Origin of the sequence: Janthinobacterium aestuarii (genome assembly GCF_046113285.1) — a bacterium.
GTDB lineage: Bacteria > Pseudomonadota > Gammaproteobacteria > Burkholderiales > Burkholderiaceae_D > Janthinobacterium.
Window position 1 is genome coordinate 4,732,544 of sequence record NZ_CP142524.1, and the last position, 12,934, is coordinate 4,745,477.

A 12,934-nucleotide genomic window follows, 5' to 3' on the forward strand; every position below is an offset into this window, starting at 1 on the left:
TTACACGAATGATAAGATCCGCAGTCCGTCCAGCCTGGCCGGTTTCCACATTGCAAGTACAACCTGGCACGCATTCCATGCATCTTCCCCGTTTTTTCCTCCTCGTCCCCCTTTGCGCCTGTCTGCTGCCCGCCATGGCCCAGGAACAAGCGGCGGCGCCAGGCGACGCAGCGAACCAGGAAATACAACAGATTGTCGACGTGCAAGGCACGCGCGATCCCGACCTGCGCCCCTACCGCACCATGCTCAAGGGACTCGATGCGTACGCCGACCACCAGCGCCTGGCGCCAGGCGCGCCGCTGCGCTTCATGCTGATCCCCGCCACGCCGAAGGCCAGGCTCGAAGGCGTGACCCTGCACCTGTCGGCCGACAATCTGTCCATCCCCGTGCCGCTGGCAGCGGACGGCGGTTTCACCTTGACGCGCGACAAGACCGCCTACGATGCAAATGCCGACCTGGTCAGCAACAAGAAGCGCGACACCGTGCGCTGGCGCGCCGACATTCACACGCCAGGCCTGCCCCAGAACGTGCGCCGCCTGGGCGACTTGCGTCTGGAATGCGAAATCCGCTGGGCCGTCGAGCAGGATGACCTGCCGTTTGTGCGGCGCAACCTGTTCCGTCTGGCGGGCGGGCCTTGCCACTCGTCGCTGATCCACGTGCCGTTTCCCGTATTCCGCAAGCTGCTTGCCGTGCAGGCGCGCTCGGGCGAGCGCACGCTGGATATCCGCATCACGGAAGACCGCCAGCGCTACGTGCCTCCGCTGCATGACGTGAACTGGGACGACAATACCCTGCTGACCCTCACGTATGCCGATGACGGCAACATGGCGGAAGCCGCCCCGGCACCACCCAAGAAGGCGGCGCTGCGCCAGTGATACGCGCGCGGGAACCGGGTCAAATATTTCTACGCAGACTTTTATATTTACTGAAAGAAACAAAAAAGTATGCTCTAATATCGCCTCTTAAATGAAAAGCAATGTTTTCCGGACTGGCTGGCACAGGCGCAGGGAGACAGGCGATGGGATAGCTCGATATGATGATGGAACACACTGGCATGGCGCCCAAACGCGTGCCGCGCAATGACTGGAAGAAGGAATGCCGGCAGCTGCAGGGGCAAGTGGCGCAGCTCGAGGAGCGCTTGAAACGTCAGAGCGCCGACAGTTATGGCTTGCAAATGCTGTATGACCAACTGGTCAATGAAATCAAGCATCACCGCGACATGTTGCAGCTCGACAGCTTCGATGCGGATAAATCATCGCTCGTCTACACGCAAGCATGGCGCCGCTTCATGGCCGGCGACGCGCTCGACTATCAGACACACCGCCACACGCATTCCAGCCGCCGTCCCACCTTGCTGTAGTGCGCTGCGCCCTTACAGTTCCGCCAGCGCCTTCACGTGCGCCGCCACGCTGCGGCCCAGGGACGACAGGTTGTAGCCCCCTTCGAGACAGCTGACGATGCGGCCCTTGCCATACTGATGGGCCACGGCCATCATCTGCTGCGTCATCCATGTGTAGTCGGCCTCCACCAGGCCCATGCCGCCCACGTCGTCTTCGCGGTGGGCATCGAAACCGGCGGAAATGAAAATCATCTGCGGCTGTTGCCGGTGCAGCGCCGGCAGCCAGTGGTCGAGCACCAGCTGGCGCACGGCATCGCCCTTCGAGCGGGCCGGCACGGGCACGTTGACGCGCGTGTCGGTGTAGGATTCGACATCGCTGTACGGATAGAACGGGTGCTGGAAAAAACTCACCATCAGGATGCGCGGGTCGTGCGCCACGGACTCGGCCGTGCCATTGCCATGGTGCACGTCAAAGTCGACGATGGCAACGCGCTCGAGGCCACGCACGTCGAGCGCATGCTTGGCGGCGATGGCGACATTATTGAACAGGCAGAAACCCATCGGTTCGCTGGGCCGCGCATGGTGGCCGGGCGGGCGGATCGCGCAGAAGGCGTTGCTGATCTCGCCATCGATGACGGCATCCGTGGCTGCCACGGCCGAGCCGGCCGCAGCCAGTGCCGCCTCATAGCTGTGCGCATTGAGCAGGGTGTCGCCGTCGAGCGGATAGTAGTCGCCCTCCTGCGGCACATTGTCGCGCACCAGGCCGATGGCCGTGGCGCTGTGGTTGCGCTCGATATCGGACAATTGCGCGCGCACGCCGTCACGGTGCTCGACCAGGTCGCTGATGTGCGCGAGGATCAATTGATCGTTGATGGCCTGCAAGCGGGCCGGTGATTCTGGGTGCCAGTCGCCCATTTCATGGCGCTGGCAATCGGGATGGGTATAAATGGCTGTGCTCATGCGCTGTACTGGTTACCTCTGTCTCTGTCCATTCTCCGGGAACACTGCATGGCATTCCTGTTCGCCCTGCGCGTTCTCGCATAAAATCACTGGCTGGTCTGTGCCGCCGTCGCTGCCTCTCTAATCTACCACGTGCGCGCAACGGGCGGGCGGCACGACTTGACCTGGCCAAAGCGATTGTAAATTAAATAATCCGACTTACTGTGATAGAAATAGCATGTTTTCGAAAATACACCAGGCCGCACAGCAGATCGGCGAAGTTCTCGTCGGCAAACACTTGCAGATCCGCCAGGCCCTCGCCTGCGTGCTGGTCGGCGGCCACCTGCTGATCGAAGACGTGCCCGGCGTGGGCAAGACAACCCTGGCCCATGCGCTGGCCATCTCGCTGGGCCTGCAATGGAAGCGCCAGCAATTCACCAGCGACCTGCTGCCCGCCGATGTGGCCGGCATGAGCGTGTATGACCGGGGCAGCGGCAGCTTCCTCTTTCATCCCGGCCCCCTGTTCACGCAAGTGCTGCTGGCCGACGAGATCAACCGCGCCACGCCGAAGACGCAATCGGGCCTGCTCGAAGCGATGGAGGAGCGGCAAGTGACGCTCGACGGCGTCACGCATGCGCTGCCGCAGCCGTTTTTCGTCATCGCCACGCAGAACTGCGCGCACCAGCTGGGCACCTTCCCCCTGCCCGAATCGCAGCTCGACCGTTTTCTCATGTGCGTCACCCTGGGCTACCCCGATGCGGCCGCCGAACGGGCGCTGCTGCTGGGCGCCGACCGCCGCGCCATGCTGCACACCTTGCCTGCCGTCATGAACGCGGAAGAATTGCTGCAGGCGCAAGCGGGCCTGCGCGCCATCCACGCCTCGGCCGCCGTCGTCGACTACGTGCTGGCCCTCGTGCATGCCACGCGCGCGCCGGGCGTGTTTGCCGATGGCCTGAGCCCGCGCGCCGCATTGGCGCTGCTGCAGGCGGCGCGCGCCTGGGCCGCGCTGGCCGGACGCGACCACGTCACGCCCGACGATGTGCAAGCCGTGCTGCTGCCCGTCTGCGCCCACCGCCTGCATGCGGCGCAAGGCTCGCTGGATAGCCGCGCGCTGCTGCAGCACATGCTGTTGAGCATTCCCGTCTGAGCGGCATGCGCTGGCGCAATATCTCTTGGCTGCCGGCGCGTCCCTGGCTGGGCGCGCAGCGCGTGCACATCCGCCCTTCGCGCGCGGGCCTGGCGTTTGCCGCGCTGCTGCTGGCGCTGTGGATCGCCGCCGTCAATTACCGCCTGGGCCTCGGTTATGCGCTCACGTATTTCGCCGCCGCCTGCGCCATCGCCGACATGCTGTTTGCCAGCCGCAACCTGGCGGGCCTGGCGCTGGCCGCCACGCCGGGCAGCCCCGTGTTCGCGGGCAGCCACGCCTTGTTCACCTTGCGCCTGATCAACCGCAGCGCGCGCCCGCGCCATGCGATCCACCTGGCCATCAGCGGTGTAGAGGCAGCGCCCAGCCTGGCCGACATCGCCGCCCACGGGGAAACGGCCGTCAGCATCGTCGTAACGGCGCGGCAACGCGGCTGGCTCGATGCGCCCTCCGTGCGCCTGTCCGGCAGTTTTCCGCTGGGCCTGTTTGTGGCATGGTGCCACTGGCAGCCCGACGCGCGCGTGCTCGTGTATCCGCAGCCAGAACAGGGCGCGCCGCCGCCGCCCTTGCCTGCCTTCACGGTGCGGCCGACAAAGCAGGCATGGCAGCCAGACTCGCCCGATGGCACCCTGGAACTGGCCGGCGTGCGCGCCTACCGGCCAGGCGACCCTTTGCACCGCCTGGCCTGGCGCCAGATCGCCCGCCACGACGGCGAGCACGTATTCAGCAAGCAATTCCAGCCTGCCGCCGACGCGCCGGCAGGCGCAGCCCATGGCAGCATCGTGTTCGAGCACGCCTCGCTGCACGCGCTGGCGCCGGAAGCGCGCCTGGCCGCCTGGGTGCTGCAGGCGGAGCGCACGGGCCTGCCATATGGCTTGCGCCTGGGCGCGCTGACCTTGGCGCCGGCCCTGGGCGCCAGCCACCGCGACGCCTGTTTGCGCGCACTGGCCCTGCACGACTTACCTCCCAGCAAGGAGTCAACATGATCCGCTGGTTCAACAGCTTGCCGCGCGAGAAAGCCGACATTGTGCTGCTGTTGCTGGCGGCCGCCATGGTGCTGGCGCCGCACGCGCTGCACCTGCCCCCATGGCTGTCGATGGCAAGCGCCGCCCTGCTGCTGTGGCGCGCCGTCATTACCGTGCGGGGCAGGCGCCAGCCGCAGCTAACCCTGCTTGCGCCGCTGGCCCTGCTCGGCATTGCCGGCGTCTACGCCAGCTATGGCACCGTGCTGGGACGCGATCCCGGCGTGGCCATGCTGGCCTTGCTGCTGGCCTTGAAATCGCTGGAAATGCATGGCCGGCGCGACATCTTCGTCTTCGTCTTCCTCAGTTTTTTCCTTTTGCTGGCGAACTTTTTCCATACGCAAGGCATCCTCAGCGCTGCCTGGATGCTGGCCACCGTCATCGTCCTGCTGGCCGCCCTGCTGTCGGCCCAGTACGGCACCGTGCAGCCCCGCCTGGCGCAACGGTTAAATTTGCTGGGGCGCATGCTGGCACTGGCCGTCCCCCTGTCAGCCGTCATGTTTCTTGCCGTGCCGCGCGTCGACGGCCCCCTGTGGGGCGCCGCACCAGAAGACGCGCAGGCACGCACGGGCTTGTCCGACAGCATGCAGCCGGGCGCCATCGCCTCGCTGGCCCTGTCAAGCGACCCTGTCTTTACGGCCCGTTTCAGCACGCCGATCCCGCCGCAAGACCAGCTGTATTGGCGCGCCGTGGTGCTGGGCGACTTCGACGGCGCCACCTGGACGCGCAGGGGGGCAAAGGGGCGCGCGCCTGCCAGCGACAGCCGCATCGACATCGCGCTGCAAGGCCAGCCCAGCCAATACGAAGTCACCTTGCAGGCGAGCGGCCAGCGGCGCATCTTCGCGCTTGACGTGCCGCGCAGCATCGAACGCTTGCCCGGTAACCCGTATGTCGTGTCGTCGGCGCTGGAAGTGCTGACCATACAGCCCATTACTTCGACCGTGCGTTACCGCGCCAGTTCCCAAGCGCGCTACCGGCTGCAGGCCGGCTTGTCGGCCGCGCAGCAACAGCCATGGCTGGCCTTGCCCGCAGGCAGCAATCCGCGCAGCGTGGCCTGGGCCCGTGCCCTGCGCGGCAGCGGCGCGCATGCGCTGGCGCCCGCCGACGCCGTCGCCGCCGTGCTCGAGCACTTCCGCCGCGCGCCCTTCCGCTACACCCTGCAGCCGCCGCTGCTGGGCAAGCATGGCGTCGACGACTTCCTGTTTCGCACGCAGGCGGGCTTTTGCGAACATTACGCGGGCAGCTTTGTCGTGCTGATGCGCGCCATGGGCATTCCCGCGCGCGTCGTCACCGGTTACCAGGGCGGCGCACGCAACAGTGACGGCGCCAGCCTGACGGTGCGCCAGTCCGACGCCCACGCCTGGAGCGAAGTGTGGCTGGCGGGCCGGGGCTGGGTGCGCATCGATCCCACGGGCGCCGTCGCGCCCCTGCGCACGGAGCGCAACCTTGACGCCGCCCTGCCGCCGCCCCCGTCGCCGCTGACGGCGTGGCGCGCCCTGGCCGGCCTCGACGGCGGCGCGCACGGGGCGCTTGCCGCCTGGCGCCAGCAATGGCAGCAGGCCGAGCACGCCTGGAGCAGCTGGGTACTCGACACCACGCCGCAGCGCCAGCGCGCCATGCTCGATCACTTGAAAAACTTGCCAGCGAAGCAGCTGGCAGTCGCTTGCGCCGTGCTGGCCGTGCTGTCCGCCGTGGCCGGTGGTCTGGTCTGGTGGCGGCAGGCGCGGCAAGGCGATCCGCTCGACGCCCTGTACGCACAATTTTGCCGCCAGCAGGCGCGGCGCGGCTACAGCCGTGCGCCGCATGAAGGTCCGCACGGTTATGCTGCACGGTTGGCCGCAGGCAAGGCCACACAAGAGGCGCACGCCGCCACCGCACAGTTTCTGGCAATCTATGCCGCGATGAAGTATGGTAATGCCCACCCAGACGAACAACTCCGCGCGCGGCGCAGCTTGCGCCGCCTGTTAACCCAATGCCGATGAGACGCTCCTTGTTACCGATCAAAACCTCCGCCCTGTCCCTGCTCCTCTCCCTTCCCCTGTGCCTGACGACCGTGCACGCTGGCGAAAACAGCCATATTTCCGCTGCCGACCGCGCCCGCGCCGTGCGCGCGGCCAAGGCCCCGCCCGCCAAGGCGACAGCCAAGAAAGCACCGGCAAAATTCGACTTCGAAGGCGAGTTTGTCGACTATGCCAACTGGAAAGAAGTACGCGCCTTCCTCGACGACATGTCCGCCAAGCATGGCTTTGACCGCGCCGGGCTCGATACCCTGATCGGCAAGGTGCGCTATGTCGAATCGACCGTGCAGCTGATGAAGCCGGCGCCGCCCGGCAAGCCGAAGAACTGGCAAGCGTACAGCGCCCGCTTCATCGAGCCGGTGCGCATCAATGCGGGCGTGAAATTCTGGGAAGAGAATGCGGAAGCGCTGGCGCGCGCCGAGCGCGAATATGGCGTGCCGGCCGAGATCATCGTCGGCATCATCGGCGTGGAAACCGTGTACGGACGCAATACGGGCCGTTTCCGCGTGCTCGACGCGCTGACGACCCTGGCGTTTTCCTATCCGGACAGCCCGACCCGCGCCGCGCGCATGGAATTTTTCAAGGGAGAACTGGAAAACGCGCTGTTGTACGCGCGCAAGGATGGCATCGATCCCTTGACCCTGCTCGGCTCGTATGCGGGCGCCATCGGCCTGCCTCAATTCATGCCCAGCAGCATCATGAAATATGCGGTGGACTTCGATGGCGATGGCCATATCGACCTGCGTAATTCCACGGCCGACGCCATCGGCAGCGTCGCGCATTTCCTCGTCGAACATGGCTGGCGGCGCGACGACCCGGCCATCAGTACGTATCCCGTCACCGTGTCGGCCAGCCGCACGTGGGAAAAGTTCGTCGGCCAGGGCTTGCAAGCCAAATACCGGCTGGGAGAATTGCAGGAAGCCGGCGTGAGTACCGTCGTGGCCACGCCCCAGAACATGTTGTTTGGCTTGATCGATTTACAAAATGGTTCAGAAGCAACTGAGTATCACTTGGCAACCAATAACTTCTTTGCTATAACTCAGTACAACAGAAGTTATTTTTATGCCATGTCAGTGATTGACCTGGGCAAGGCCATCAGTCAAGTGCGCGCACGCTAACCGAAAGTCAGTGTAAAGTTATAATATTACTTGTAAGAAAGCGTAAGCGATGTTGAAGCGACCGGCAAACAGGTCTATGGTGGGGCCGATAACATGTGCCAGCCTCGCTCGCCAGCCTTTGTGCGGCACGGGATGCAGTAGTGGTTTTATACTTAACTTTTGTCAAAGTACAATTTTTGCTCTATCATAGAGCATAATAAAGAATAAATAGGTGTTGCAGCTAGACAACACCGATTCTGTACAAAGCAAGATTAGCGGGCTTTCCCGCCTGAAATTGAATCCTGTTGTACAATTGTGTATATATCATGAAAAACTGTATCCCGGATCGTACCGTGTGTGAATTCGTTCCTTTTAGTAAAGAATGAACATGAACGCAGCAAGAGCGAGCTCCGAGTGTTTTTTACTTTGCAGTGCAACTACAGAAGGAACAATAACATCATGACAAACCAAGTCGGCATTGATATGAACAGCGATTCGGACTCCGACGATCTGCTTCAGTACAACCCAAACAGACTGCTCGATACCCTGATCGAAAACCTGCGCCTGAAAAACGACGCAGCCTTGTCCCGCGCGCTGGAAGTGGCGCCACCGGTCATCAGTAAAATTCGCCACCACCGCCTGCCGGTCGGCGCATCGCTGCTGATCCGCATGCACGAAGTCAGCGACCTGAGCATCCGCGACCTGCGTTACCTGATGGGTGACCGTCGTAACAAATTCCGCATCAGCGACAAGCAATTCAAGCCAAAAGAAGGCGAAACGCCACAAGGCTGATCCTGCCAGTTCGCAGGTTTTCCCTCCCCGCCATGGGGAGGGGGTATTTCCAGCAGTTCTCAGGCCGTTCTGGCCGACCTCACTTCACATCCTTCCCCGTTACGCAGGGAAAACACCTGTGGACAGATATCTGTCGCCACGGTCGCAGACGACGAACACGATGGTCGCGTTTTCCACCGTTTGCGAGATGCGCAGCGCGATTTCGCACGCACCGGCTGCCGAGATGCCGCAAAACAAGCCCTCTTCCGCCGCCAGGCTGCGCGCCATGCGCTCGGCCACGCCCTGGCTCACGTACTCCACCTGGTCCACGCGCGACTTGTCGTAGATTTTCGGCAAGTACGCTTCCGGCCATTTGCGGATGCCGGGAATCTGCGAGCCTTCCTCGGGCTGGGCGCCGATGATCTGGATGGCGGGATTTTGCTCCTTCAAATAGCGCGACACGCCCATGATGGTGCCCGTCGTGCCCATGGCGCTGACGAAGTGCGTGACCTGGCCATTGGTATCGCGCCAGATTTCCGGCCCCGTGCTTTCATAGTGGGCGCGCGAATTGTCTTCGTTGGCGAACTGGTCGAGGATGACGCCGCGGCCATCCTTCTGCATCTGCTCGGCCAGGTCGCGCGCATACTCCATGCCGCCCGTCTTCGGCGTCAATAAAATGTCGGCGCCGTAGGCGGCCATGCTCTGGCGGCGCTCCACGCTCAGGTTGTCGGGCATCAGCAACAGCATCTTGTAACCGCGCAAAGCGGCGGCCATGGCCAGCGCGATGCCCGTATTGCCGCTGGTCGCCTCGATCAGGGTATCGCCCGGCTTGATGACGCCGCGCTCTTCAGCGCGCTTGAGCATGGACATGGCCGCGCGGTCCTTCACGGAGCCGGCCGGATTGTTGCCTTCCAGCTTGCCCAGGATGACGTTGTTGCGCGCAAGCGCATCGGCACCCGGCAAGCGCGTCAGTTGCACCAGCGGGGTATTGCCTATCGTATCTTCAAGTGTCTTGTAAGCCATCGTGTCTGTTTGAGTAGATTCAACAAAGACCCATTCTAATATGAGATGCTGGACGGCGTATCGCTGATCGGCGGCCGCTTCCGGGCCCGCGTATGCATGCGGCTGCGCCGCGACGCGCCGCATGGCGCCTGCCGCCCCGCCATTTCCGGGCGTGCGCAAGGGGTATTGCGGCAGGCGCGCGCCGCATGCGCTAGACTCGTCACTGTTAGTTATTTTTGTTATTTGCTTATTCAGCCTCCGAACGGACCCGCCATGGCCAGCAGCACACCCGAATTCATTCCCGAAACGACGCAGGACGATCCCGTCCAGTTCGCCACGCTCGACTTGCAGGGCCGCAGCCACCAGATCTCGCCCGTCTTCAATGCGCTCGAACTGCAGCGCTTGCAGCGCTACGGCACGCGGCGGCGCTTTGCCGACGGCGAAACGCTGTTCGAAGCGGGCAGCAGCAGCTTCGGCATGCTGGTGATACTGTCCGGGCGGGTCAGCATCACGCGCCACGAAGTGCTGGGGCAGGCGTCCGTGCTGCGCGAAGTGGGCGTCGGCCACTTCATTGCCGAGGTGGCGCAATTGTCCGGCCGCCCTACCCTCGTCAATGGCAGCGCCGTGGGCGAGGTGGAATTGCTCGACATCAGTTCGGAATCCTTGCGCGCGCTGATCGTGGCCGAGGCGGAGATGGGCGAACGCATCGTGCGCGCCCTGATCCTGCGCCGCGTGGCGCTGATCGAATCGAATTCGGGCGGCCCCGTGCTGGTGGGCCCGCGCGGCAATGGCAATCTGTTCCACCTGCAAAGCTTTTTATCGAGCAATGGCCATCCGCACACGGTGCTCGATCCGGCCACCGATACGTCCGCCGCCGCGCTGGCCGGGCGCTACCAGCCCACGCCGCAGGATTGGCCGCTGGTGGTCTGTCCAGACGGCAAGATCATGAAAAATCCCGGCAATGCGGAACTGGGACGCTGCCTGGGCATGCTGCCCGATTTGTCCGGCGACAAGATCTTCGACGTGCTGGTGGTGGGCGCCGGTCCCGCCGGCCTGGCCACGGCCGTGTATGCGGCCTCGGAAGGGCTATCGGTGCTGGCGCTCGAGCAGCGCGCGTACGGCGGCCAGGCGGGCGCCAGCGCGCGCATCGAAAATTATTTGGGCTTTCCCACCGGAATTTCTGGCCGCGCACTGGCAGGACGCGCCTACGTGCAGGCGCAAAAGTTCGGCGTCGAGATCGCCACCCCGGCCAGCGCCGCCAACTTGCTGTGCGACAGCTGGCCGCTGCGCGTCAAGCTGTGCGACGGCACGCAGGTGCGCGCCCGCACGGTGGTGCTGTCGTGCGGCGCGCGCTACCGCCGCCCCTCGCTGGCCAACCTGAAAACGTATGAGGGACGGGGCGTGTATTACTGGGCCTCGCCCATCGAAGCCAAGCTGTGCCGGCAGGAAGAAATCATCCTGGTGGGCGGCGGCAACTCGGCCGGCCAGGCCGCCGTGTTTCTCTCAAGCCACGCCGCAAAGGTCCACATGGTGATCCGCGGCGAGGGACTGGCGGCCAGCATGTCGAGCTATTTGATCGAGCGCATCGCCGCCACGCCCAATATCACCTTGCACACGCACACGGAAATCATCGCCCTCGAAGGCGACGACGACGGCTTGACGGAGGTGCGCTGGCGCAACAACCAGACGGGCAAGGAGTGCGATTGCGCCGTGCGCCGCGTATTCCTGTTTGTCGGCGCCGATCCGAACACGGACTGGCTGCACGACTGCGCCGTGGCCGTCGACGAGCAGGGTTTTATCCGCACGGGCTTCGACGTCACGCGCGCCGAATGCCGCGCCCATGGCCACGGCGCGCATTTAGCCTACCCGCCTCCGGACTTGCCGGAACGGGCCGCGCTGGAAACGAGCGTGCCGGGCGTGTTCGCCATCGGCGACGTGCGCGCCGGTTCCACCAAGCGCGTCGCCGCCGCCGTGGGCGAAGGCGCGGCCGTCGTTTCCCAGATTCACGGTTTCCTTGCCCGCTTGCCTGTCAACAGCGCCTAGCGCAAGGGCATGGGATACGTGGCCACGCTGACATTGCCGTCGCGGTCGATGGCCTGGACGCCAAAGAAATAGCTGTCTTTCGATAGCTTGACCTTGGCCTCGGTGACATTGCCCACATCCTGCGCGCCCTGCCACTGGTCGGCCGTCGTGGCGCGCCAGACGATGCGGTAACCGGCCAGGTCCGGTTCCGTGTTCGGCTGCCAGACCAGTGCAGTGGCGTTTTCCAGCTGGGCCGTGCGCACCTGCACGCCGGCGGGCGCGGCCGGCGCCAGGGCCAGCGAAGCGAGCGCCGCCGCATTTACGCGCGCCACTTTCGCCACGTAGTCATAGTCGACGAATTGCGGCAAGTCGCCGTACTGCACGCCATTTTCCACGCGCACATCCTGGTGCTGATGCGCAAAATCCTCGTGCGGTTCCGTGAAACGCAGCGCCGCGTAGCCTTGTGCCAGAAACGGCATATGGTCGCCGCCGCGCAGGTAACGGTCGGCGCGCTGGATGACGTTGACCTTGAAACCGGGAACGTAGCGCTCGCCCACCTGTTTTACATGGCGCGCCAGCTGGCGCGAGAGCGAATCGTTTTCGCCGCCCGTCGCCACCAGGGCGCGCACGCCGTCGCTCATCTCCTTCACGGCCGGGATACCCTCGGCAAACAGGCGCACCTGGCCGCCATCGACGGTGCCGTCGTCGGCGCGCGAACTGCCGATGATGTCGTTATTGAGCATGCCGGCGATGTTGAGTTTATTCAACTTTGCCTGCTGCGCCCAATGGCCGGAACCCAACAAACCCTGTTCCTCGGCCGCCACGGCCATGAAGACGAGCGTGGCGTCGAACTGGTGGCGCGCCATCGCGCACGCCATTTCGATCACGGCCGCCGTGCCCGAGGCGTCATCGTTGGCGCCGGGCGCGTCGCCCTGCGCATCCATCACGTCGGTGGCGCGCGTATCATAATGGCCGCTGACGACATAGATGCGCCCGGCCGACTGCGGCTGGCTGCCCGGCAAGGTCGCCACCACGTTGACGATTTCCGTCGGCCGCGCAATGCGTTTCGACACGGGCGCCACATGGCTGTCGAACGCCACCTGCAGCCGTCCGCCCGCCTGCGCGCCGCAGCGCTCCAGTTCCGCCTTGATCCAGCGCCGGGCCGCGCCGATGCCGCGCGTGTCGGACACGGTATCGGACATGGTGTGGCGCGTCCCGAAACTGACCAGCTTGCGCACATGCGCCTCGATGCGCTGCGGCGAGATGTCGGCCACCAGCTGCCGTATCTGCTGCTGCGCCGGGTCGGCGCCCGGCGCCGCCGCCACACTCGCCGACAGCATGGCTGCCGTCATTGCCGTCATTGCCGTCACAATCCCTGCCATGCCGCCGTCTCCCGATGATTGATTGAGCTGACCATTCTCGCATTTTTGACGGCAGGCAAGGATGTTCCAGGTCGAAAATCGTGCATTGTAGAAACTGCTACAATCGGCCACTCCCCCGTTCACGAAAGGCACGCATGCGCCAGACCGCCCTCCATCCCGCACGCCGCAGCATGCGCGCGGTCCGCTGACGGTGCGCCG

At 64.5% G+C, this 12,934-nt stretch carries 11 protein-coding genes; 8 read left to right on the forward strand and 3 right to left on the reverse strand.

Going from position 1 to position 12,934, the window contains the following annotated elements; all coding sequences use genetic code 11:
* Nucleotides 1–77 precede the first annotated feature (77 nt).
* Nucleotides 78–875: a hypothetical protein gene (locus tag OX462_RS21190; RefSeq protein ID WP_409026994.1), complete on the forward strand. Its 798-nt coding sequence runs from the start codon at nt 78–80 to the stop codon at nt 873–875.
* Nucleotides 876–1,054: 179 nt separating this feature from the next.
* A complete protein-coding gene (locus OX462_RS21195) occupies nt 1,055–1,360 on the forward strand; it encodes a hypothetical protein (RefSeq protein ID WP_409026995.1) in 306 nt (101 codons plus the stop codon).
* Nucleotides 1,361–1,372: 12 nt separating this feature from the next.
* On the opposite strand, the gene OX462_RS21200 is transcribed toward OX462_RS21195, so the two are convergent.
* Entirely contained in the window at nt 1,373–2,299 is a 927-nt protein-coding gene (locus OX462_RS21200) for a histone deacetylase family protein (RefSeq protein ID WP_070219411.1), read from the reverse strand.
* Between the two features lie 217 nt (nt 2,300–2,516).
* On the opposite strand from OX462_RS21200, the gene OX462_RS21205 reads away from it, so the two are divergent.
* The 5 genes from OX462_RS21205 (at nt 2,517) to OX462_RS21225 (ending at nt 8,351) form a co-directional block, all read left to right on the forward strand.
* Nucleotides 2,517–3,425 carry an AAA family ATPase gene (locus OX462_RS21205; RefSeq protein WP_409026996.1) on the forward strand — a complete coding sequence of 303 codons (909 nt, stop codon included), beginning with the start codon at nt 2,517–2,519 and terminating at the stop codon, nt 3,423–3,425.
* Between the two features lie 5 nt (nt 3,426–3,430).
* Entirely contained in the window at nt 3,431–4,408 is a 978-nt protein-coding gene (locus tag OX462_RS21210; protein WP_409026997.1) for a DUF58 domain-containing protein, read from the forward strand.
* Nucleotides 4,405–6,426 carry a transglutaminase TgpA family protein gene (locus OX462_RS21215; protein ID WP_409026998.1) on the forward strand — a complete coding sequence of 674 codons (2,022 nt, stop codon included), beginning with the start codon at nt 4,405–4,407 and terminating at the stop codon, nt 6,424–6,426. Before OX462_RS21210 ends, OX462_RS21215 begins: the two co-directional genes overlap by 4 nt.
* The gene (mltB, locus tag OX462_RS21220; protein WP_409026999.1) at nt 6,417–7,580 is read left to right on the forward strand and encodes a lytic murein transglycosylase B; all 1,164 of its coding nucleotides are present in this window, start codon (nt 6,417–6,419) and stop codon (nt 7,578–7,580) included. Before OX462_RS21215 ends, mltB begins: the two co-directional genes overlap by 10 nt.
* Before the next feature lie 438 nt (nt 7,581–8,018).
* Nucleotides 8,019–8,351 (forward strand): hypothetical protein, encoded by a 333-nt coding sequence (locus OX462_RS21225; RefSeq protein WP_034751784.1) that lies wholly within the window; start codon nt 8,019–8,021, stop codon nt 8,349–8,351.
* Between the two features lie 99 nt (nt 8,352–8,450).
* Here OX462_RS21225 and cysM read toward each other — a convergent pair whose 3' ends face one another.
* Complete coding sequence (gene cysM / locus OX462_RS21230; protein WP_035825682.1) at nt 8,451–9,353, reverse strand: cysteine synthase CysM; 903 nt, start codon at nt 9,351–9,353, stop codon at nt 8,451–8,453.
* Between the two features lie 252 nt (nt 9,354–9,605).
* On the opposite strand from cysM, the gene OX462_RS21235 reads away from it, so the two are divergent.
* Complete coding sequence (locus OX462_RS21235) at nt 9,606–11,375, forward strand: FAD-dependent oxidoreductase (RefSeq protein ID WP_121668734.1); 1,770 nt, start codon at nt 9,606–9,608, stop codon at nt 11,373–11,375.
* On the opposite strand, the gene OX462_RS21240 is transcribed toward OX462_RS21235, so the two are convergent.
* Nucleotides 11,372–12,736: a M20/M25/M40 family metallo-hydrolase gene (locus OX462_RS21240; RefSeq protein WP_409027000.1), complete on the reverse strand. Its 1,365-nt coding sequence runs from the start codon at nt 12,734–12,736 to the stop codon at nt 11,372–11,374. The genes OX462_RS21235 and OX462_RS21240 overlap by 4 nt on opposite strands.
* Between the last annotated feature and the right edge of the window lie 198 nt (nt 12,737–12,934).

What these genes read in the sequence shown, in the direction of transcription:
- OX462_RS21240 (WP_409027000.1), bottom strand. Translation starts at nt 12,736, where the DNA reads ATGGCAGGGATTGTGACGGCAATGACGGCAATGACGGCAGCCATGCTG.
- OX462_RS21205 (WP_409026996.1), top strand. Translation starts at nt 2,517, where the DNA reads ATGTTTTCGAAAATACACCAGGCCGCACAGCAGATCGGCGAAGTTCTC.
- OX462_RS21200 (WP_070219411.1), bottom strand. Translation starts at nt 2,299, where the DNA reads ATGAGCACAGCCATTTATACCCATCCCGATTGCCAGCGCCATGAAATG.
- mltB (WP_409026999.1), top strand. Translation starts at nt 6,417, where the DNA reads ATGCCGATGAGACGCTCCTTGTTACCGATCAAAACCTCCGCCCTGTCC.
- OX462_RS21225 (WP_034751784.1), top strand. Translation starts at nt 8,019, where the DNA reads ATGACAAACCAAGTCGGCATTGATATGAACAGCGATTCGGACTCCGAC.
- OX462_RS21195 (WP_409026995.1), top strand. Translation starts at nt 1,055, where the DNA reads ATGGCGCCCAAACGCGTGCCGCGCAATGACTGGAAGAAGGAATGCCGG.
- cysM (WP_035825682.1), bottom strand. Translation starts at nt 9,353, where the DNA reads ATGGCTTACAAGACACTTGAAGATACGATAGGCAATACCCCGCTGGTG.
- OX462_RS21235 (WP_121668734.1), top strand. Translation starts at nt 9,606, where the DNA reads ATGGCCAGCAGCACACCCGAATTCATTCCCGAAACGACGCAGGACGAT.
- OX462_RS21190 (WP_409026994.1), top strand. Translation starts at nt 78, where the DNA reads ATGCATCTTCCCCGTTTTTTCCTCCTCGTCCCCCTTTGCGCCTGTCTG.
- OX462_RS21215 (WP_409026998.1), top strand. Translation starts at nt 4,405, where the DNA reads ATGATCCGCTGGTTCAACAGCTTGCCGCGCGAGAAAGCCGACATTGTG.
- OX462_RS21210 (WP_409026997.1), top strand. Translation starts at nt 3,431, where the DNA reads ATGCGCTGGCGCAATATCTCTTGGCTGCCGGCGCGTCCCTGGCTGGGC.